Below are 20,351 nucleotides of genomic sequence, written 5' to 3'. Positions count from 1 at the left end.
GAGCGGCCGGAAGATCGTAAGATCGTGCTCAGCTCAGCAGCACGATCCCGCCAGGCAGCAACCGCACGCGCGCATCGAACGCCTGCTGGATCTGGGTCAGAACCTCGTCCATCCGATCGATACGAAAGCGGCCACTGACGGGCAACCGTGCGATCGCGGCATTGATGATGAAGATGCGGCCAGGCCGGTAGCGGTTGATCTCCTCGACCGCATCGGATAGCGGCGTGAAGCGAAACAGCAGGAAGCCGCGCTGCCAGGCAGAGGCGGCCTCGATATCGGCAGCGGCAAGTGTCTCCCCGCGCGCGTCGTAGCGCAGTTGCTGCCCCTCCTTCATGGCGATCGCCTGGGCGCCACGCTGGACCAGCAGCTCGCCCTTGAGGCAGGTCACACAGACCGGCTGCTCGCCGCCAGCCGGCACATAGCGCACGTCGAACTGCGCCTTGTCGGCGAGAATCCAGCGGTCGGCCGCGCGTACGCCAAAGCTGCGCCCGGTCGTGGCGAATGCCGCCTCGCCGGAGAGCAACTCGATCCGTGCCGCGCCGGGATCGGCCGGCCGAAGCGCAATGCTGGTCTGCACGTTCATCTGGATCGAAACATCGCCCGGCAACGCCACGTGGCGCTGCTCGCCAGTGCCGGTCCGGTAGTCGGCCGCGAACTCCGACCAGGACGGCCACAGACCGAGCGGCGGCCGCGCAAGCACATAGACGCCCCCCGCCGCGGCAGCGGTCGCGAGCCCGCCGCCGAGCAACGCACGGCGGTTGAGCGGGCGCGAAGCGCTCGGCAACTGTCCGGTCATCATTGCCGCCCGCACATTGCGGCCGGCCGGCGCAAGGTCTCGCCACAGGCGGCTCGCGGCGGCGAAAGCGGCGACATGGTCCGCGCTCTGGGCACACCAACGCCGCAGCGCCTCGGCGTCCGCGGCGGTGGCATGTCCGGAGGTGAGATGCCGGACCCAGCCTACTGCTTCCCGCTTGAGCGGATCAAATTCCATGTCGTCCTTATCCATCGCGCTCATGGTCGGCGTCCGCCTCGTGCCCACCTGCGCCGAGATGCGGCGGCTTTTGCCACCACTCTCAAGGAGACGTTTCCAGCCGGGCGGAACCGCATGCTATCCGCCGCTCCGATCACGCCGCTTCAGACAATACTCCTGCGCCCGCTGCAGCTCTAGCTCAACCAGGCGCAGGGAAATACCGAAGCGGCGGGCTATCTCCTGCCGCGGCATCTGGTCGAGCCGCGCTGCCAGCAGAATCGCGCGGCGGCGCGGCGGCAGCTCGTGCAGGATGGCTTCCAGCCCGCGCAGATCCGAACGCGCGCGCGCCACCTGCTCCGGATCTGGCGCGCCATCGGCGATCTCGAGCAGTCCATCGACCTCGGCTGCGCTCAGGGTGCGGCTATCGGTATTGCGTTGGCGATCACGCGCCGCGTTCATGGCGACGCCAAAGATATAGCTGCCGGGATCGCGGACGACACCGACCGAATCCACCCGGGCGATGCGCAGCCAAGCGTCCTGCAGCGCCTCGCCCGCCAGCTCGGCCGATCCGAGCCGTCTTGCCAGCCGTCGCTTGAGTTCATCATAGCGCTCGACCAGCAGGCGTCTCATCAGCGTCAGGGACGCCTCGGTCATGGTGCCGCGCTGGCGCGACGCGCCGGCGAACCATTGCAGGCCATCGTCGTGCCAGGTCCCTGTGGGACGACCACCAGGGTAACCGGCTGGGCAAGGCCGGGCGGCGGCGGCGCGTCGACCTGCATCCGGCGTAGCGCGTGATCGATGCCCGCATCGACCGCGGCGCTGCCCGCCGAGCCCAGCCGCGCGAACCTCTCCACGTTGCCGGCCGGATCGATCCAGAACTGCAGCGCGATCCGATAACGGCCCGGCCGTGCATCGGCCTCCGCGCACAGTGCGGTCCGAAGGCCGGTCTGCAGCCGCGCATAATAATGATTCACCGGAACCGGCAGCGCCGCCTGCGCCGTGGCCGGTGCGGGATAAAGTACGAAAGACGTCTCTCCGAGCACACGCGCCGACAGACCGCTGCCCGCAAGCAGACGCGCAAGCGCTGTGTCCGCGGTCATGGGCCCGCGCACGGCGCTGGAATGCAGTCCGGCCGTCAGGTTGCTGTTGTAGAGGACGTTCCGGCCAGCCACGGCACCATACTGCTCGAGCGCGGCCGCCAACGGCTGGGCCGTGATATCAAAGTCGATCTGCGCCTCCTGTGCCGACACTTCCGGCGGCGCCAGAACAAGACAGACGCCGAACATCAGAGCACGGCACAGCCGAGCGCTCGACGCTCGCGCATCGGGGGTCAACTCGGCTCCTCGCGCTTACAAGCCTGTCATGGTCGGGCGGGGACGATAGGCAGGCTGTGTAACAATCTCATGTCAGCAGGGACGGATGGCCGACATGCCCCGAAGCGGATGCGGTTCTTTGGTGGGCGCACCAGGCACCGAATTCGCGACCTGGCCGGTGTCAACCGCCCGCAGAGGCTACCGGACGCCGGTCGGCATCTACCGTCCCTATCAATTGGAGCGGATGCATTATTCCAAACTCTACGACTACACTCCGATGCCGTATTCGATCTTCTTTCACGCCGGATACGCCGTTCACGGCACCACTGAAGTCCGCAATCTGGGTCGTCCGGTGTCTCACGGCTGCGTCAGGCTCGGCCCGGACGATGCGAGATCACTATTCCAGTTGGTTCAAAGCCAGGGATTGCAAAACACGACGATCGAGATCGTCGAGTAGCGCCAGGATAGCGTCAATCGACACCACTTCAGTCAACGCAGTTTCAGTCAGTTGGCGCGATCAGGATCGCCTTTAGACGACGCGCAAGCAATTCTGACACTCCGGCCCGATTGAGATGACCAGTATCGCAATAGAACCGCGGCTCCTCCAGCTCGGCGGAGAAAGTGCAGAAGCCAATACCCAAATTCGCGAATGCCGCCGTTACCGCTTCATCAAACGCGACCTCATTCGGCAGGAGAGCTCGGAACCGAACGGACGCGCGCATCTTAACGACAGCGACACGGACATTTCGCTGCTTTGCAAATTCAAGCAGCTTCACAAGTTCCGTCGAATAGCGGGCCGCCACTGCTTGACGTCCCGGCCTCCGGGAAAAGGTAAGCAATCCGACTTAGTGGCTGATCCTGAGCGACCGGTAGGCACGATCGACTTGCAACTCTTCCTCCCAGACGTCTTGCAGGCTCTTGCCACGGCGAGTTTCAGTTCGGCGTGAAACGAGCGTGTCGCTCGCCGCTTTCTGAGCGCCTCCCTTGTTGATTGAGATCAAGGAGGCTTTGTCTTCTCGGCATATAGTTTAACAGTTCAGCAACCTCAAAGGAGAGTATTCGCCATGGCGGAAGCTGCGACCAAGTTACCCGTCAAGACCGAAGGGGCTCCGGCTGCGCAACCGACAAGGTCCTCGGATTGGCAACCGTTCGAAGCTCTTCGCAATCAGGTCGATCGGCTGTTTCATGAGTTCCAGACTGGATTCCTGCAGGCTCCGTCCTATCGTTCGTTGTTGGACATCGAGCCCTTCTGGCGCCGTGATTACGGGTTCAATGTCACGCCGGCTATCGACATCGTCGAAAAGGACAAGGCGTTCGAGGTGACCGCCGAACTGCCGGGCCTCGATGTCAAGAACATCGATCTTCAGCTTTCCGACAATGTGCTGACGATCAAGGGCGAAAAGCAGGAAGAGAAAGAAGAGAAGGCCAAGGACCACTACGTTTCGGAGCGTCGTTACGGCTCGTTCCGTCGATCACTTCAGGTGCCCGGGACCGTCGACACCGACAAAATCGAAGCACATTTCAAGGGGGGCGTTCTGACCGTCACCCTTCCGAAGTCGCCGGAAGCGCAGAAGAAGCAGAAGACTATCCCTGTGACCCCGAAGTGAGTGAACCGCTGGCCTCACCGTCGTACGTGATCGGTGAGGCCGCAGCGTTTTGACGATGGCGCCCGGAGACGCAGCTAAATGGCCCATAAGCAGATCCTGTTTCATTCCGCGGCCCGAGAGAAAATCCTGCGCGGCGCAACGCTGCTGGCGGATGCTGTCCGCGTTACGCTCGGCCCCAAGTCGAAATCGGTCCTGATTCAGAAGAGCTGGGGGGCGCCGATCGTCTGCAATGACGGCGTTACCATCGCTAAGGAATTTGACCTAAAGGATCCGGAAGAGAACCTCGGCGCTCAAGTGCTTCGCCAGGCCGCGGAGAGAACCGGCGACGTTGTCGGCGATGGCACCAGCACGTCGACCATTCTTGCCCACGCTATTCTTGCCGATGGCGTGCGCAACGTTGTGGCTGGAGCCAGCGCGATCGATCTCAAGCGAGGACTTGATCGGGCAGCCCGCGTCGCGATCGAGGCGCTTCACGGAATGTCGCGCCCGGTGAATTCCAAAGCGGAGAAGGCTCAGGTTGCAACCATTTCAGCCCACAATGACGCCGCGGTGGGCACCCTGGTGGCCGACGCCATCGAGAAGGTCGGCGGCGAAGGCGTGATCTCTGTCGAGGAATCGAAGACCACCGAGACCACACTGGATGTCGTCGAAGGCATGAAGTTCGATCGTGGCTTTATTTCACCTTACTTTGTAACCGACGCGGAGCGCATGGAAGCGGTCCTTGAAGATCCGTTTGTGCTGCTTTGCGACCACAAAATCGGCGCCTTGCGCGATCTTGTTCCCATCCTGGAGCAGGTCGCCAAGTCGGGCCGATCGCTATTGATCGTCGCCGAAGACATCGAGGGGGAAGCACTAGCGACCCTGATCGTCAATCAGCTTAGAGGCGTCCTTAAGGGCTGCGCCGTCAAGGCGCCCGGCTTCGGAGATCGGCGAAAGGCAATGCTGGAGGACATCGCAATATTGACCGGTGCACAGGTCGTGTCCGAAGAACTCGGATTGAAGCTCGAGAGCGTGACGCTGCAACAGCTGGGGCGCGCCTCACGGGTGGTGGCCGACAAGGAGAATACCACGCTGATCGGCAGCGGCGGCGATCGCTCCCGGATCGAAGCGCGCATTCAACAGATCCGGCGAGAAATCGAGAAGACAACCAGCGACTACGATCGCGAGAAACTCGAGGAGCGGCTTGCCAAGCTCGTCGGCGGCGTTGCCGTCATTCGCGTCGGAGCTCCGACCGAGGCCGAGATGAAGGCAAGGAAGGAGGCGCTGGATGATGCCATCAGTTCCACCAAGGCCGCAGTGGCCGAAGGAATTGTGCCTGGCGGCGGTCTCGCACTACTGAAGTGCATCGACGCGGTCACGCGGGAAGAAACCACCTGCGAAGGTGACGAAAAGACCGGCATCCAGATCCTGAGACGAGCGCTCGAAGCACCGGCGCGGCAGATTGCGGAGAATTCCGCTGTAGATGGTGGCGTGGTGGTTGCTCGCATGCTGGCAGGCCAGGGCAACTTTGGTTTCGACGCCGCGCGCAAGGAATACGTCGATCTTGTCGAGGCCGGTATCGTCGATCCAGCAAAGGTGGTGCGAACCGCACTGGAAAATGCAGTCTCCGTCGCCAGCGTGCTGCTGCTCACCGAAGCGACGATGACGGAAATTCCGGAGGCGAAGAGGGAACGGCCGGCCGAGCCGGAGATAACCATGTAGCTGACTTGCTAACGGCGGCGGCGAAAGAGGAGCGCCTACCTCAGGCGAGATTTCCTGTCCGCGGGAAGTGTGTTTGCGCAAGGCGCTACGCCTGCTGCATCCGACACTAGGCGGAGCCGGCGCGCTTCCAAACAATGAGAAGCAGCTTCGGATTATCAATCTGCCGCGACCAATCGCCGACTTGTCGACCACTTGATCTCGCTCAACACCAGACCGGTTATAGGGGCTCATACAAGATTGACCTTTCAACTCGTGAGCCGTGCGATGACAAAAGCACTACCCCTTCCCAATTTGTCGATCTCTCCGGAGAAGGCGTTCTTCATTGTCGCCATGGCGCGCCGGTACGACGCCAAGGACGGCGTCACCGATCCAGAATCGGGCTCCAACGCCACCGATGACGGCATGCGCTCCGTGCTTGAGGACCGAAAGGATGATCCGGTTCGTGCCGAACTCGACAGCTTCATCCACGATTTGAACGAGGACGAGCAGATAGATTTGGTTGCCCTCGCCTGGCTCGGACGCGGCGACGGGAGCATCGAGAATTGGGATGAACTTCGCGCCGAAGCTTCCCGTGCGCATAACAAGCGAACGGCCGCTTACTTATTGGAAATGCCTTTATTGTCCGATTATCTGGAGGAAGCCCTTTCGAAATTCGGCCATTCTGCAGAAGAATATGAAGGATCGCTCCTATAGGCCATCTCCATCAGTCATGAATGCCGACGCTCTGTATCGATCCGCAATCAAGCTGCATTCCATGCGCGGAACGTGTGTCCTGCGGCCTTTAACCGTGTCGTCGGTGCATCCGGAACCCGCAGACCGCACCGCGTGGGCGGCCGTCAGATGATCCCACATCCAAGACCGCGTTCAGTGCTGTCGCGCGAATCTCCCGGCTAAGTGCCCGCTCCAGGCCGAGAGGCGGTGCCTAAACCGCGGCCGGCATACCACAGGGCGCTCCGTACTTTTCCCTATGGAATCGACCCGAATTTTCGGCAGACACTTCCGTTGCTATCTGCAGAGCCTGTGGATCTCGTCCCGTAGGAGACGGAACATGACTCAGGTATATTTTCATTGCTCCAACATTGAAGGTGTCCTGATCGATCGAAGCGGCGTCGCTGTAGGCGACCTGGCTGAGGCATGTGATCATGCCACCCTTGTCGTGCAATCGCTCATCACGGCGCCCAACTTGGAAGATTGGCGGAGCTGGGTCTTGCACGTCAGTGACGATTGCGGCGAAGAGATACTGATCCTCCCCTTTGCGTCCGTGCTCGGCAAGCCACATTGAGAGGGGATCATGTGGATCGCACAAGCACACCCGCATTCGCCGGCGTCGCGCCAACGCTTGAAATCGATCATGACGAAGTGGCACAAGCTAATCAGAGCTGCCCGTGATCCCTATCGACCGGAGCTTCACTACATGCGAGGACCCGGGCCAAAGTGGCACGAAAAGCATCGAAGTCGCACCGGATGCGCTTGATCCAATCAGAACTACTCGCTTCTCTTGGCTGGCCTTGGGCCGTCATGTACGCTGCGCTTGGTCATCCCTTTTCTTAGGAAGAGCCTCTTTCTTCGTCCTCTTTCTTTTCTTCGTCGGCGAGCAGCTTCAGCAGCGCCTTGCGCTCCCCCTCCGTATGCAGGGGAATCGCACGTGCGCGGCTGCAAGTATTTGCCAAATCGGGAGAAAGAGATTCTGAAGGTCGCTCCTGATCTAGAGGGAGCGGCCGATGCAACGATTTGCCGAGTGCTTTGAAGATTTGCCCGACCCGCGGGCCGACAACGCGCTGCATGACCTGACCGAGATCTTGTTCATCGCACTGATGGCGACGCTGTGCGGGGCGACGAGTTGCACCGACATGGCACTGTTTGCCCGGATGAAGGCCTATCTTTGGCAGGATGTGCTGGAGCTCAAGAATGGCCTGCCGAGCCACGACACGTTCAGCCGGGTATTCCGGATGCTCGATCCGAAGGCGTTCGAGGTCGCGTTCCGGCGTTTTATGACGGCCTTTGCGCAAGGCGCGAAGATCAAGCGGCCGCGCGGGGTGATCGCGCTCGACGGCAAGGCGTTGCGGCGGGGTTACGAACGCGGCAAGAGCCACATGCCGCCGGTGATGGTGACCGCCTGGGCGGAGCAGACGCGCATGGCGCTCGCCAATGTGCTGGCGCCGAACAACAACGAAGCCGACGGTGCCCTGCAGTTGCTTGCGCTTCTGCAACTCAAGGGCTGCGTGGTCACGGCCGATGCCCTGCATTGCCACCGCGGGATGGCCGAAGCGATTGTGGCACGGGGCGGTGACTACGTGCTGGCGGTGAAGGCGAACCAGCCCGCTCTGTTGGAGGATGCCAAAGCCGCAATCCGCGCCGTCAAACGCAAGGGCAAGACCTCGCTGACCACCATCGATGCGGAACATGGACGCAACGAGAAGCGTGTGGCGCTGGTCGCATCGGTTCCTGGCATGGCCAAGAAGCACGACTTTCCGGGCCTCAAAGCTGTCGCCCGCATCACCAGCAAGCGGGGACAGGACGACACGGTCGAGCGCTACTTCCTGATGAGCCGCCCCTACAGCCGCAAAGAGGTCCTGCGCATCGTCCGTGCTCATTGGGGCATCGAAAATCGCCTGCACTGGCCGCTCGACGTCACCCTCGACGAGGACCTCGCCCGCAATCGCAAGGACAACGGACCGGCCAACCTGGCCGTGCTCAGGCGTCTGGCTCTCAACGTCGCCCAAGCCCACCCGGACACGACAGTCTCCCTGCGCGGCAAGCTCAAGCGCGCCGGATGGAACGATGCATTCCTCTTCGAACTCCTCGGCCACATGCGATAGCCCTGCCTCCGTATGCGGCTCTTCGAGGCGCTTTCGAAAAGCGCCAAGTTTTCCTGGTGGATGAACTTCTCCACGGCAGCCTCCTGGAAGGCATTGAGCAAGCTTCATGAAGCTCTCTCTTCGACTGCAGTCCAGTGCTCAATCTGGATTGTTTGGAGGCAGAACGCCGCACTCAAGATGGCTTTGCCCAGTCATTCACTGGCCCGAGCCTCACTTGGCAGCGGCCTGGAATCTCAGTCCTCGAACAAGGGCGGGTCCGGTTGGTCGCTGCGCTCGATTTGCTCGACCGACTGGTTGTGTTCTACTGGGATCTCGCGTTCGACGTCAACCTGCTCGTCTTCGATCAGGCCCGAGGCTTCGCCTGTCTGTTCGGAGAGAGGCGCACGCCCTTTCCGTGGAGGCGATGCTGATTGCGAAACATTCCGCTGGCTTGTGTATCGCATGTGCCTCGCAACTCATGACCTCAATGGGACATCAGACAGCAGATCGGCTCGAGGTTAGCAAATCGCGCGTCATACCGCCAAAGACCCACTCGTTGAGCCGGCTGTGGCCGTAAGCCCCGGTCACCAGCAAATCGGCCCCCTCGTCTTCGGCCAGCCCAACCAGAAGCGCGCGTAGGACATGGCGGCTCCTCATTGGCAATAGAAACATACGACCACGTCTCGGCCCAATCCTCTTGACTCAAATCAAATCCTTGCGGGCAGCCCGGTTCAGATGAAGCCGCTTCAGGCGGCGTCAAGATGCCTTTCAATTTCGCTGATTGGAATTTTCGTCAGGTCCTTGTTTATCTCGGCAACAATGCACGCCTTGACATCGGAATGGAACGAATTTCGCAACTCAGCGAGCGTTCTCGGTGGCGCTACCACAATGAGGGCCTTCGCCCTGCTGGTCCGAACCAGCTTTTCCATGGCTGCGGCGACCTTTCGCGCAAAGTGATGCTCTTCGATATCATGCCAATCGGTTGTTTCGAGAGCGCTACGACGGCCTGGCAGTGCCGCTTCGCTCATACGTCCCGGTCGGTCGCTGCCCTGATCGTGAGTTGACGGATTTACGTCTTCAAAAACCTCCTCAGCCCTGAGATTTGGAGATATCGCGTCGCCATCATTTCGCAGGAACAAGGCCTTTCGGCCGTCGCCGACAAACACCAGGGCGTTATGCGGGATCTTTAGCATGTTCGTGCGCTCCTCTTACCGGCACCTGTACCCGAGCCACGTTTCCCCACTTTGGCCGTTCACACGCCGAACGGATAGGTATCAGGAAGCCCCTTGATCTCAGCGGTCTCCAGCGGGGTCACGGCACGGGTATCGTCGAACCAGATGTACTCATCAAACTGTTGCGGCAGGGTGGCCCGGAAGTAATGGCTCGCGAGTTCAGTCTCGGGCCGGTAGATTACGCCGATTGCCCGCTCAAGACGCTCCTTGCCAAGACCGGCCGGCCCGCACAGATCGCTGCGGCCGCGCAAACCAAGCATAAAGCGCGCCAGCCCGGTTGCGTGACATAACTGCTCGTAGCTATTCGGGACCGAAAGTCGAACCTTCTTCACTTCCATCGGACCATCCCAGTCTGATGCTGCGGCAACCGTCCCGCTGTGGGTGCCGAACCCGACCAGATAGGCCAGCTCCCCGAACTCCTTGCGGCACAGTTGACCGAGATTGTACTCGCCGCGAACAGCCATCTCGGTCGCTCCTGCGTTGCCCACGTGCGAATTGTGCGCCCATACCACGGCTTTGCTGTCCGGGCCGTGAAACGCGAGCAAATTCTTCAGCGTCTCGAACATATGGCTGTCGCGCAAGTTCCAGGACGCGCGTGAGCCGTAATACATGACGCGATAATAGCGCTCCGCGTTCGCAACGAGACGCGCGTTCTGTTCGGCATCGAGAAAACGTTCGCCATCATGCTCGGCGTAAGTTCGGCGCTTTGCCAGAAGGTCGGTGAGGGCGCCTACCACGTGAGATTCGCATGTGGGATAGGATCCGGTCAACGCCGCATGACCGTACGTGGCCGGGTCGCGCTGCCAAGGCGTCAGGCAACCGTAGCGTTCGCGGGCGACGCTCGCCGATTCCGGGTCGACATCATCGAGGTAGTTCAGGACGGAGCGGATCGAGTCATAGAGGCTGTAGAGATCAAGACCATGAAATGCAACGCGCTTGTTGCGTTCGAGTGTGCCATTGTGTTTGCGAAGCCAACTGACGAAATCGCGCACCTCGGTGTTTCGCCACATCCAGGTCGGAAACCGCGCAAAAGCAGTCCACTCGGACGGCGGATACTGGAAGTGTCGCGCGTAATGGTCGACGCGCGCGGCATCTGGCCAGTCGGCCTCGATTGCAATAAAGCGAAAGCCCTTCTCGACGACGAGATCGTGGGTGATGCGCTCACGCATCCGGTAGAATTCCGAGGTGCCATGGGTCGCCTCGCCGAGCAGCACGATCCGAGCTGGGCCAACCCGGTCCATCAAGGGGTTGAGATCGGCAGTCTGGATCGATGAAAACGATTCAGCAGCATCCGCAAGTTTACGGACCAATTGTTCGTCCGTTGATACAGGACGCGACACCCGGCGCGCACGCGCGGGGCCGCCGCCTCTGGCGGTCTCCCAACCCTCTTCCCCGATCAATGGAACGAAGCGAACGTCGGCAATATCTTCGCTGCGATACTCGTTGGTTGAAACGCGGGTGACCCGCACCAATTCCTGACTGCGTTGGTCCGCCCCCACCGGGATCACCAGCCGGCCCCCGATCTTCAACTGCTCCTTGAGAGATTCCGGAACTTGCGGCCCGCCGGCGGCGACCACGATGGCATCAAACGGAGCGTGGTCCGGCCACCCCTTAGTGCCATCGCCATGCAGGACATGAACGTTGTCATAACCGAACTCGACCAGTGTCGACGCGGCTTTCTCGGCGAGCGTGCCGAGCCGTTCGACCGTGTAGACGTTGGCCGCGATCTCCGACAGCACCGCCGCGGCATAGCCGGAGCCTGCTCCGATCTCGAGAACCTTTTCTCCGCCTTTGAGCATCAAGGCCTCGATCATGAAGGCGACGATGTAGGGCTGCGAAATCGTCTGATCGCCCGCGATCGGAAGCGGCGAATCCTCGTAGGCAAATTCACGAAGTTTTGTTGGCAGGAACACTTCGCGCGGCACCTTCCGCATCGCATCAAGTACCAACTCGTCGCATACGCCGCGCGCGGCGATATCTCGCTCGACCATCCGCCTCCGAAGCGCTGTCATTTCACTGGAAGGCGGGTCTTTGAAGGTCGGAACTGCCATGATGATGGCTCTCTGCCGAGGTTAACTTATCAATTATCGACAATAATGCCTACGACCGTTGCGACCCAATAAGTTCCATTGACAGGATCGAAAGTGGCCACGCCAGCCGACTGGCGTTGCGTCCGTAGCACTCGCGGACGCTGTGGAGATGGCTGCCGCGAGCAGCGGAGCCGCCGAAACAGTCCCGCCTGCCAACACGACGATGGCGATCGCACTGGCCGCAATCATTTTTTCTAAGATATTCGCGTTGTCGTCCGAGCAGTTTGATCGACATCAAGGGCGACCGGCGGATCGGACCCAAATGCGGTTCGTCGAATCGGCCGTGCAGGCCATGCGTCCGGGGCATTTTTATGCGCTTAGGCCGACTGGCCCTGTCCACTCGGCGGCGAAAGATGATCACTCCTATTTTTCTCGGGCGAGAGACTATGGCACCCAGCGTAGAATGACCGGCCGCTTGCGCGAACCGCTGGCTGGCAACTCTCGTGGCACGCCCAAGATTATTGGGGCAACGGCCGCGCCGCTTTCCGGAATTCCAAGCTCCGCCTTTATGTCAGGCGTATTCAGGATGCCGACCGCGAACCCGATGCAACAGGTGCCAAGCCCCTGCGCCGTGGCTGCAAGCATGAGATTCTGTGCCGCCAACCAGCAATCCGCCTCGACGAACGGACCCTTGGCCTTGCAACACACGACGATGAGCGTGCCAGCGTCATAGAAGACGTTGAAGTTGGGGTCAGAAAGCACCGCCAATGCGCGCGGCTCGGCCTTTTGGAAATGCGATGTTGCCTGCTGCTGGCCGAGCAGCAGGGCCTTGGCACGGTCGGAATACTGTCGCAAGCGCGCCCTGTCCTGAATAACGACAAACGCCCAAGGCTCTGCATGAAGCGCCGTGGGCGCCTGCACGGCCGCACCAAGCAACTGTTCGATCGTGCCTCGTTCAATTTCGTCGGGCGTATAACTTCTCACTGCCCGCCGCTGATAGATTGCAGTCAGAGTGTCGAGCTTGGAATAGGTCAGCATCGGCCTTCTCCTTGTCAAAAATTAAATGTTAGACCTCTACGGCATTCGCACCTTGACCCGGCGCAACCGCGTACCAGCCATGGGCGCTGCTTGGCCGATCCAGCACCGGCGCCCGCACTGGCAGGTTGATGCGCATCAAGCCGCGACAGTATGATCCGTGCTATTTTGAAAGGTAATCATTTGGAAAATCATTTCCGTGGGCCTGAGGCCGATCAGGCCGAGCCGCGAACCTTCTGCTCCGCGGGCAAGTCAGCGGAGTGAAGGCAGATCAACCGAGAGCCACATGCCCTACCGCTCGAATGACGACCTCCCCTTCCCGATCCGCAATCACCTGCCCCCTCATGCCCAGGCCATCTATCGCGAGGCCTTCAACCACTGCTTTGCCGCGCATGCGGGAGACCGCAGGCAGGAAGAAGTCGCTCACCGGACCGCATGGTCTGCGGTTAAGCGATCTTACGTCAAACTCGGCGATCATTGGGTTGCCCGCTCGGATCGTTGCTAGACTACGGCCGGCCGCCCAGTGTCGCGCAAACAGGGCTGCGCGAGCACTGACAGACCTAATAGGCTATGGATCTGCACAAGGCTGGTGGCGAGCCGCCCCGGGGCGCCTAATGCGACATCATCAGGCAGATTGGAGCTTGCTGGAGCAAGCTCCGCGTCATGCCGCCGAACATCCATTCACCGAGCCGGCTATGCCCATAGCCTCCGGTGACGGTCAGGTCCGCGCCTTCGTTCCTCGCCAGTCTGATGAGGTAATCTCCGTACGGCTCGGCCGAATGAACGCGGACCTCGAACTGGCAACTGACGCTATGCCGCTCAAGAAAGCTTGCGACATCACGCGGCCGAGCCGGAGTATGGCTCGAGCCCGGAATCACCCCATGTGTGAAAACGTGCCCTAGCAAAGAGTGCGCAGAATTGTCTTCTCTCTTCTGTCTACGCTGAGCGCCAGATTCTATTTTGTCTTGTTCAGCGAAATCGAGACAAACCTTCTACGCTCAGGTTTGTCGGCGGAGTTTTCACCCAGCCCTGGGCCCGTAGCGGTCATGCCGCTGGGGTCGCCGCAGGTCCGCTCGGCTACGATTCCTCAGAACCCGAAGAATTTCTTCCGCAGCGCGTCCTCGTATTTCGCCTTCGCTTCCTTCACAGTTTTGCGCAGTTCTTCCTCTTCGAAATGCGCCTGCTCCCAATTGTCGACATCGGCGACGTCGTGGTTGACGGAAGCGAGTGCCTCCTCGTTACGGATTGCGGCTATCCAGGCTTCTACGGCGGCCTTGTAGGCGGCCTGCATTTCGTCCAGTTCCAGGTGCTCGCTCATGGCAGTCCCCCTGTGTGAAAGAGATCAAAGGTTTATAATAAGGCCGAATGAACAAGCGACGACACCGCAAGCTGTACGGTTTTCGCGCTCTGCGCGCTTCAGGATTGCCGGGAGCCCATGCGGAACGCGATCAGTGGCGGCCCGCGCCGGAATTTGGTGTAACGCAGCTCAGACGTGATCGCAGAATCCTTGGGCCGGCTTAATCGGCAGCGCCTTCTTCTGCGGGTCGAACAGCGGCTCGAAGCCGTTGTAGCAATCGGCTTGCAGGATACCGGCGAAGGCGGCCAGATGCTTCTGGGGATGCTCGCCTCGTCGGTCGCTCGAGGCGTAATAGACCGCCGCCAGTGGCGAAGGCCCGGCGAAGGGCCGATCATCCCGCACGCAGGTCCAGATCCGCCCGGTCGTGCACTTGCCCTTCGCGGGATGGTAGCGTCATCGCCATACGAGGAATGAAGAGGCCGCCAACTGAGGCAGCCTTACTCTGCCGCGCCTGGTTTCGAATTTTTGGCGTGCCAGTCCGGGAGCTTGGCTTCCTCTTCGGCCAATAGCCTGCGCAGCAACGCGGTTTTCACCGTGTCCGTTTCGGTCGCCAAGAGCCGTTTGAAGTGGGCGATATTCGCCGTGAAGATGAAGTCCGCCACGGCCTAATCCACGTACAATCACAGGAACCAAGACGGCACCGTGTCACAACCTCCGTTTGCAAACATCATGTTACTAAGTAGCGGCGGCGCCCGTAAGACTACGGGCTTATGCACGGAAGAAAGCTTACGGCGAGGCGACCTTACTTCTCCCCCGCCAATTTTCCGGTCTTTAGATTGATAAGATGGAGCCCGGAGCAGGCTGAGCATTCCACAACCTGGTATTCGTCGGCCGACGCGGGCTGGTGTTCCAGCCTGTGCTGAACGTTCAGGCGAGTCTGCTGGCATTTGAAGATGACGTGTCGAGTCATGCTTCGGCTTATGTCTAAGGTAGATGGGTGGCGGCAACTCCGGAGAACTACTTAGGGTGCGACTTTCCGTCCTCGATCAACGTCCCCGAACATTGTCCATTCGACGAGTTTAGCCGAATCTATGATTTGGCGTATGATCTGCAATTGACGGGCTGTACGACCTTCCGACCCAATCCCGTGACCGGAATGGTCCTGAGTGAGGATGAGACCGGCGTCGAGGCGCGCACTGCTGTGTGGTCTAGCGGGAGGCGGACTAAGTGCGTGGATGGTCCAGACATTCACAAGCGGTCGGCCGTCGCGTAGTGATCGATGGCGGCCAAAAGCATATTGACCTGTCCGTTGCCCCACAGAGGCAGTAGGACTCTGGAGAAGCTGTAGCCGGATAACAGTGTCAGGCGAAGGAACGTCGGCGCGGCGGCCTCCACCGTGGCGCTGCTCTGGGCGCGCAGAAAGCTGAAGTTCACGTTCGGCGATATCTCGTCGAGGAAGCCTCCAACCACCGTAGCACCCTGCAAGCTATCGCTCATGAATTCGAAGCGGTAGCGCTCCGGCGACTCGGACACGCTCAGCAAGAAAGGAGTTCCCGGCAGATTGGGTAGGCTCTGAACACCGAGGTCGTCAGCAAAAGGCATTCCATTCTCGCCGCGCCTTAGGCCCTTCCAGATAGAGACGACTGGCTGCAGTCTGGCATCGAGGCGATCAGGAACCGGAAAGGGATTGTGGCAGCGCATCATCTCGCTCATGTGACTGAGAACTACAATTAAAATCTAGATGGTTCTTTCAGCCCCCTCTTGATCTTCATCAATCGGACAATCGATAGGCTCTGCATTGTTTCTTTATTCACGGCATTCAAAGGGCGGCAATGGTCAAGATACAAGGTGCGCCGCAGATGTCACTGGCGCCGAACTCCGGTTTCGTGTGGGGCGTTTCGACGTCAAGTTTTCAAATCGAAGGTGCGGCGCGCATCGATGGTCGCGGCGACAGCATCTGGGATGTCTATTGCCGCGAGCCCGGCCGCGTCAAAAATGGCGATACCGGCGAAACCGCTTGCGATCACTATCACCGCTACAAGGAAGACGTTGCGCTTATGCGCGATCTTGGCATCGACGCATACCGCTTCTCGATCTCGTGGCCGCGGGTTCTGTCCAAAGGACGCGGCGCAGCCAACGAGGCCGGGCTGGCCTTCTACGATAGATTGATCGATGAGCTGCTCGCATCAGGCATCGAACCCTGGATATGCCTCTATCACTGGGATCTGCCGCTGGCCCTCCACGAGCTTGGTGGCTGGCAGAACCGGGATATCGCAGGATGGTTTGCCGATTACACGGCACTCATCGCACGACGCTATGGCGACCGCGTCAGACGGTTTGCAACGTTCAATGAACCGTGCGTCTTCACGCTGTTCGGATATGGTTTCGGCTGGAACGCGCCGGGGATCGCCGACGCCGACGCCCTGCACAAGGCCATCCACCACGTCAATCTGAGCCATGGCGCTGCCCTTGAGGTGCTCCGGGCCGCGGTCCCCCACGCCTCGCTCGGCGCTATACACAATCAACAGCCGTGCCTTCCGGCTGGTCCGAATGCTGACGATGCGGCTGCCGCGAGGCATTTTGCCGAATACTGGAACGATGCGTTTCCCTATCCGCAGTACTTCGCGTCCTACCCTCCTGCGCTGGCGAAGGCGATCGAACCCTTCCAAAAACCCGGCGATATGGCGCTGATCGCCGGGCCGGTCGACTGGTTCGGGCTGAATCACTACTCGCCGCATTACATCAAGACAGATACCAATGTCATCGGGGCTACTTTCGGTGCGCCGCCACCGGACGTGCCAAGAACCACAATTGGATGGCCAATCGAGCCTGAGGCCTTTCGCGATACCCTGCTCGACATTCATCGCCGCTTCGGCTTGCCGATCTACGTCACGGAGAACGGAACCGCATCCGACGACACTCCCGACAGCTCCGGTCACGTCGACGATGTTGGGCGGATTGCCTATTTGCAAGCCTATACCGATGCCATGCAGGACGCGATCGCAGCGGGTGCGGATGTCCGTGGCTATTTTGTGTGGTCGTTGCTGGACAATTTTGAATGGACCTCTGGCTATGATCAGCGCTTTGGCCTGGTTTACGTCGACTTCCCCACGCAACGGCGCATACCCAAAGCTTCGGCCCGATGGTACGCCAGCCTCATCACGGGAAAACGAAGACCTTCAGTTCCGCAAATCAGCAAAAATTCTGCTGAAGCAATAACGGCAACGCGATGAGCGACCGTCGATCGAGGAACGAGCAGGCTCTTCTCGCGGACATCGGCGGCACCAACGCACGCTTCGCGCTTGCGCAGCGAGACGAAATTGGGCCGATCGAGCATCTCAGGGTTGCCGATTTTTCGAGCGCGACCGAGGCGATCGCTGCTTTCCTCACCCGTCGCGCAGGCGCCTCGCCTACAGCCGCGGTCCTCGGGGTCGCGGGGCCGGTGGAGAACAATCGCTGCTTTATCACCAACAGCCGATGGATGGTCGATGCGACTGACCTGCAGAGCAGGCTTGGGTTCGGGACAATTCATCTCCTCAACGATTTCGAAGCTGTCGCCTGGTCGCTGCCGGCACTGCAACCGTCCGATCTCTTCGCCATTGGACGGCATCCTCCGGCAACTGGCGCAGCCATGCTTGTGGTCGGGCCGGGCACCGGCTTTGGCGCAGCTTGCCTCTTTCCACGGGTGCCGTTGGTGGCGATCACTGAAGCCGGTCACGCGACGCTTCCTGCGACTTCCGAAAGGGAGGAGCGTGTCATCGGCCAACTGCGCCGGCGCTTCGAGCATGTATCCGTGGAGCGCGTTCTGTCCGGGTCCGGCCTTGCAAACCTGTATCAGGCGCTCGCCGCGATCGATGGCGTGGCAGTGCCGGACCGTGATCCCGCAGGGATCACTCAAGCGGCACTGGACAAGAGTTGTGACGTCTGCTGTGCGGCACTCGATATGTTCTGTTCCCTGCTCGGCGCCGTCGCCGGAGATCTCGCGCTGAACTTCTGCGCCCGAGGCGGGGTCTATATCGCGGGCGGCATCGTGCCGCGCTTTGCGGATCGCCTCATCGAATCGAAATTTCGAGCGCAATTCGAAAACAAGGGACGCTTTGAACGCTATCTTCGCGGTATTCCGACCAGCGTCATTATCCACCCCGACAGCAGCTTCATTGGGCTCAAGGCGTTCTTCGATCGAAATATAGCAAGCACTGACACATAGGCGGTTCATGCCAGGTCATGATAGATATTGTGACGATCACGCCTAATCCGGCAGTCGATCTGTCGACATCGGTTGAGAAGATCCTCCCGGTCTACAAGCTGCGGGGCACGTCGCAACAACGCGATCCCGGAGGTGGCGGCATCAATGTGGCGCGCGTCATTCGACGCTTAGGCGGAGATGTCCGCGCAATCTACCCCGTCGGCGGCGCCACTGGAGATTTGCTGCGCAGATTGCTCGATAGGGAGGGAGTGCCAAGTCAAACTTTCCCTATCACGGAGGAAACGCGGGAAGACTTCTTCGTTACTGAAGCCAGCACTGGCCGGCCGTTCCGCTTCATCCTGCCCGGACCGAGCCTCAGTGAGGGGGAGTGGCAACAATGTCTGACATTGCTCTGCAAGATCGAGCCATTTCCCCGCTTTGTGGTCGCAAGCGGAAGTCTGCCGCGAGGGGTTCCCGACGATTTCTATGCAAGGGTGACGAGAATTGCGACGCGGCTCGGCGCAAAAATGGTTCTTGATACATCGGGCCCAGCACTTGCTGCCGCCGTCGCCGAAGGAGTCGATTTGATCAAGCCGAATTTGCGGGAAATGCGGGAGTTGGCCGGCCACGAGCTAAACGATGCCGGCGAATGGGAAGCCTCCGCCAAAGCTCTCGTCCATAACGGCAAAGTAGGCACCGTTGCCCTGACCATGGGCCATCTCGGCGCGGTGCTGGTGACTCGCGACCGGGTGTTGCGAGCTGAGCGGCTTCCCATCACGCCGGCCGGCGCCGTCGGCGCAGGTGATAGCTTTCTCGGAGCGCTGCTCTGGCGGTTCGCTTCGAGAAGTAATCTCGAAGAGGCCTTCCGGTACGCTGTCGCCGGTGGGGCCGCAGCGCTGCTGAATCCCGGCACCAGTCTCTGCCTGCCCGACGATGTCGAGCGTCTTGCGCGGCAGGTTGTGATTAAAGCGGCGTGACGGGTTCGCCGAGGATGGAGGCCTTCTCACGAGCGGCCGACAAGACTCCATGATCGAGCTCGTCGAGCGAAAGCAGCAGACCGCCTACCCTTTCGAGGGAAGAGACCCAATCCGCCAGACGGCTGTAGTTGTCGACCAACCAATTGAACGAGGCCTGAACGAGAGTGAAAGCTGCGGCGGCCTGTGTAAGCTCGCCGAGCGTCATTGTGCCCGTCAGGAATTTTGGTGAACACAGGACGAGCCCGACGATGGGCGCAAGCAATGTGTTTCCTTGCGACACCAGCGTTGTATGCACGAGCAGCCAACAAAGGCGCCGCCATTGAGTGAGCACGTTCCGTAACGCCAGCTGGAGTCCCCACCGGACATCCGCCTCCTGCTGCTTGGGCATCGCCCCCTCACCGATATCCCGCAGCAAGTGAGCTGCCGTAATCAATTCAGCCTCGGCCTGGTTCTTGATCTGAATGACCCTTGTCAGTGGCGAGCCCACCAAAATCATAGCGGTCGTTACGATGCCGGCATAGACCGCGACACTTCCGACCAGGTAACCCGGTATCCAAAGCCGATAACCGAACACCGAGAAGCTGGCATCCCCCCCGACATTCCACAACACTTGAATGAAGATGACGGCGGTCAACAGAGATGAGACAAGCCCAAGCGCAAAGTCGACCGGCGCATCTGTTGCGATCCTCACATCCTCGGCAATGCGATATTCCGGGATGATCTTCTGATTTCCTTGCACAAGCGACAAACCTGTATATCGGTTGTTGTCGGCCCAATAGTCGATCAGATTGTTGGTCAGCCATTCGCGCCATTTGCGCTGCACGGTCATACGGCCCCAGACCGACGTGGCTGCGAGTACAACGCTCGCACCGCACAAGGGGATGAGAACGATGGCCTGAGCCTGCAAACGCTCTGGATCCCGGCTCTCCAGCGCGTCGAAGAAATCGCGATTCCAGTAATTCAAGCGAAACTGAAAATAGAGCTGCAGCGCGACCATGGCGACCAGCGAGGCGCAGAGCAGCCAAATCCGCCACGCCGACAGGCCGCGCCAGAGACCTGACGCGCTTTCCCAAAATCGGCGCCACTCCCGGTACCGGTTGTCTTCGCGCTCTTTGGACATGATCAAATTTGACAGCTAAAGACCTATCGTCGCCAAACACTTGATCTTCCGCAAAAGCTGCCACCGCTGGTCGGGCAAAATTGCA

General features: G+C 60.3%; 21 protein-coding genes and 2 pseudogenes. 10 read left to right on the top strand and 13 right to left on the bottom strand.

The genetic code is table 11. The features are described from left to right. Positions 1-28 precede the first annotated feature (28 nt). From ACVW1C_RS32735 to ACVW1C_RS32725, 3 genes are all read right to left on the bottom strand, one after another. On the bottom strand, positions 29-1,015 hold the full coding sequence (locus ACVW1C_RS32735) for a FecR family protein (RefSeq protein ID WP_456761791.1): 987 nt from the start codon (positions 1,013-1,015) through the stop codon (positions 29-31). Between the two features lie 93 nt (positions 1,016-1,108). After that, complete coding sequence (locus tag ACVW1C_RS32730) at positions 1,109-1,624, bottom strand: RNA polymerase sigma factor (protein ID WP_456761790.1); 516 nt, start codon at positions 1,622-1,624, stop codon at positions 1,109-1,111. Beyond that, positions 1,621-2,304 (bottom strand): TonB family protein, encoded by a 684-nt coding sequence (locus ACVW1C_RS32725; RefSeq protein WP_456761789.1) that lies wholly within the window; start codon positions 2,302-2,304, stop codon positions 1,621-1,623. Before ACVW1C_RS32725 ends, ACVW1C_RS32730 begins: the two co-directional genes overlap by 4 nt. 85 nt (positions 2,305-2,389) lie before the next feature. Between ACVW1C_RS32725 and ACVW1C_RS32720 the strand changes: the two genes are divergently transcribed. Further along, on the top strand, positions 2,390-2,740 hold the full coding sequence (locus ACVW1C_RS32720; protein WP_456761788.1) for a L,D-transpeptidase: 351 nt from the start codon (positions 2,390-2,392) through the stop codon (positions 2,738-2,740). Between the two features lie 43 nt (positions 2,741-2,783). On the opposite strand, the gene ACVW1C_RS32715 is transcribed toward ACVW1C_RS32720, so the two are convergent. Continuing rightward, a complete protein-coding gene (locus ACVW1C_RS32715; protein WP_456761787.1) occupies positions 2,784-3,086 on the bottom strand; it encodes a hypothetical protein in 303 nt (100 codons plus the stop codon). Positions 3,087-3,347: 261 nt separating this feature from the next. Here ACVW1C_RS32715 and ACVW1C_RS32710 point away from each other — a divergent pair, with 261 nt between their 5' ends. From ACVW1C_RS32710 to ACVW1C_RS32690, 5 genes are all read left to right on the top strand, one after another. Next, entirely contained in the window at positions 3,348-3,890 is a 543-nt protein-coding gene (locus ACVW1C_RS32710) for an Hsp20/alpha crystallin family protein (RefSeq protein WP_456761786.1), read from the top strand. A 78-nt stretch (positions 3,891-3,968) separates the two neighbouring features. Further along, positions 3,969-5,591, top strand: coding sequence for a chaperonin GroEL (groL, locus tag ACVW1C_RS32705; RefSeq protein WP_456761785.1), 1,623 nt, complete (start codon positions 3,969-3,971; stop codon positions 5,589-5,591). Between the two features lie 264 nt (positions 5,592-5,855). Beyond that, positions 5,856-6,284 (top strand): DUF3775 domain-containing protein, encoded by a 429-nt coding sequence (locus ACVW1C_RS32700; RefSeq protein ID WP_456761784.1) that lies wholly within the window; start codon positions 5,856-5,858, stop codon positions 6,282-6,284. A gap of 355 nt (positions 6,285-6,639) precedes the next feature. Next, positions 6,640-6,873: a DUF6894 family protein gene (locus ACVW1C_RS32695; protein ID WP_456761783.1), complete on the top strand. Its 234-nt coding sequence runs from the start codon at positions 6,640-6,642 to the stop codon at positions 6,871-6,873. 439 nt (positions 6,874-7,312) lie between these two features. After that, positions 7,313-8,410 (top strand): ISAs1 family transposase, encoded by a 1,098-nt coding sequence (locus ACVW1C_RS32690; RefSeq protein ID WP_456758476.1) that lies wholly within the window; start codon positions 7,313-7,315, stop codon positions 8,408-8,410. Between the two features lie 463 nt (positions 8,411-8,873). Here the strand turns inward: ACVW1C_RS32690 and ACVW1C_RS32685 are convergent. From ACVW1C_RS32685 to ACVW1C_RS32670, 4 genes and pseudogenes are all read right to left on the bottom strand, one after another. Continuing rightward, positions 8,874-9,016, bottom strand: a pseudogene (locus ACVW1C_RS32685) (universal stress protein); the annotation flags it as partial. 119 nt (positions 9,017-9,135) lie between these two features. Further along, positions 9,136-9,582 carry a baeRF12 domain-containing protein gene (locus tag ACVW1C_RS32680; RefSeq protein WP_456761782.1) on the bottom strand — a complete coding sequence of 149 codons (447 nt, stop codon included), beginning with the start codon at positions 9,580-9,582 and terminating at the stop codon, positions 9,136-9,138. A gap of 59 nt (positions 9,583-9,641) precedes the next feature. Then, complete coding sequence (locus ACVW1C_RS32675; RefSeq protein ID WP_456761781.1) at positions 9,642-11,672, bottom strand: protein-L-isoaspartate(D-aspartate) O-methyltransferase; 2,031 nt, start codon at positions 11,670-11,672, stop codon at positions 9,642-9,644. 423 nt (positions 11,673-12,095) lie between these two features. Beyond that, positions 12,096-12,689, bottom strand: coding sequence for a nitroreductase family protein (locus ACVW1C_RS32670; RefSeq protein ID WP_456761780.1), 594 nt, complete (start codon positions 12,687-12,689; stop codon positions 12,096-12,098). Positions 12,690-12,972: 283 nt separating this feature from the next. Between ACVW1C_RS32670 and ACVW1C_RS32665 the strand changes: the two genes are divergently transcribed. After that, positions 12,973-13,191, top strand: coding sequence for a ChaB family protein (locus ACVW1C_RS32665; RefSeq protein WP_456761779.1), 219 nt, complete (start codon positions 12,973-12,975; stop codon positions 13,189-13,191). Positions 13,192-13,773: 582 nt separating this feature from the next. On the opposite strand, the gene ACVW1C_RS32660 is transcribed toward ACVW1C_RS32665, so the two are convergent. From ACVW1C_RS32660 to ACVW1C_RS32645, 4 genes and pseudogenes are all read right to left on the bottom strand, one after another. Next, on the bottom strand, positions 13,774-14,004 hold the full coding sequence (locus ACVW1C_RS32660) for a hypothetical protein (RefSeq protein ID WP_456761778.1): 231 nt from the start codon (positions 14,002-14,004) through the stop codon (positions 13,774-13,776). 180 nt (positions 14,005-14,184) lie between these two features. Next, positions 14,185-14,424 (bottom strand): annotated as a pseudogene (locus ACVW1C_RS32655) (IS66 family transposase); the annotation flags it as partial. A 56-nt stretch (positions 14,425-14,480) separates the two neighbouring features. Beyond that, positions 14,481-14,645: a hypothetical protein gene (locus ACVW1C_RS32650; RefSeq protein WP_456761777.1), complete on the bottom strand. Its 165-nt coding sequence runs from the start codon at positions 14,643-14,645 to the stop codon at positions 14,481-14,483. Between the two features lie 586 nt (positions 14,646-15,231). Next, on the bottom strand, positions 15,232-15,696 hold the full coding sequence (locus tag ACVW1C_RS32645; protein ID WP_456761776.1) for a hypothetical protein: 465 nt from the start codon (positions 15,694-15,696) through the stop codon (positions 15,232-15,234). 119 nt (positions 15,697-15,815) lie between these two features. On the opposite strand from ACVW1C_RS32645, the gene ACVW1C_RS32640 reads away from it, so the two are divergent. Genes ACVW1C_RS32640 through ACVW1C_RS32630 form a run of 3 tightly spaced genes read left to right on the top strand, consistent with a single transcriptional unit; the run spans position 15,816 to position 19,146 of the window. Next, complete coding sequence (locus ACVW1C_RS32640; RefSeq protein ID WP_456761775.1) at positions 15,816-17,216, top strand: GH1 family beta-glucosidase; 1,401 nt, start codon at positions 15,816-15,818, stop codon at positions 17,214-17,216. Further along, on the top strand, positions 17,213-18,190 hold the full coding sequence (glk, locus tag ACVW1C_RS32635; protein ID WP_456761774.1) for a glucokinase: 978 nt from the start codon (positions 17,213-17,215) through the stop codon (positions 18,188-18,190). Before ACVW1C_RS32640 ends, glk begins: the two co-directional genes overlap by 4 nt. Before the next feature lie 17 nt (positions 18,191-18,207). Then, positions 18,208-19,146 carry a 1-phosphofructokinase family hexose kinase gene (locus ACVW1C_RS32630; protein ID WP_456761773.1) on the top strand — a complete coding sequence of 313 codons (939 nt, stop codon included), beginning with the start codon at positions 18,208-18,210 and terminating at the stop codon, positions 19,144-19,146. Here ACVW1C_RS32630 and ACVW1C_RS32625 read toward each other — a convergent pair. Continuing rightward, complete coding sequence (locus tag ACVW1C_RS32625) at positions 19,133-20,266, bottom strand: SbmA/BacA-like family transporter (protein ID WP_456761772.1); 1,134 nt, start codon at positions 20,264-20,266, stop codon at positions 19,133-19,135. The genes ACVW1C_RS32630 and ACVW1C_RS32625 overlap by 14 nt on opposite strands. Positions 20,267-20,351 lie beyond the last annotated feature (85 nt).

The organism is Bradyrhizobium sp. USDA 4011 (assembly GCF_054063415.1).
Note: the sequence above shows the minus strand (reverse complement) of the source record. Positions and strands in the feature narration are given on the sequence as shown.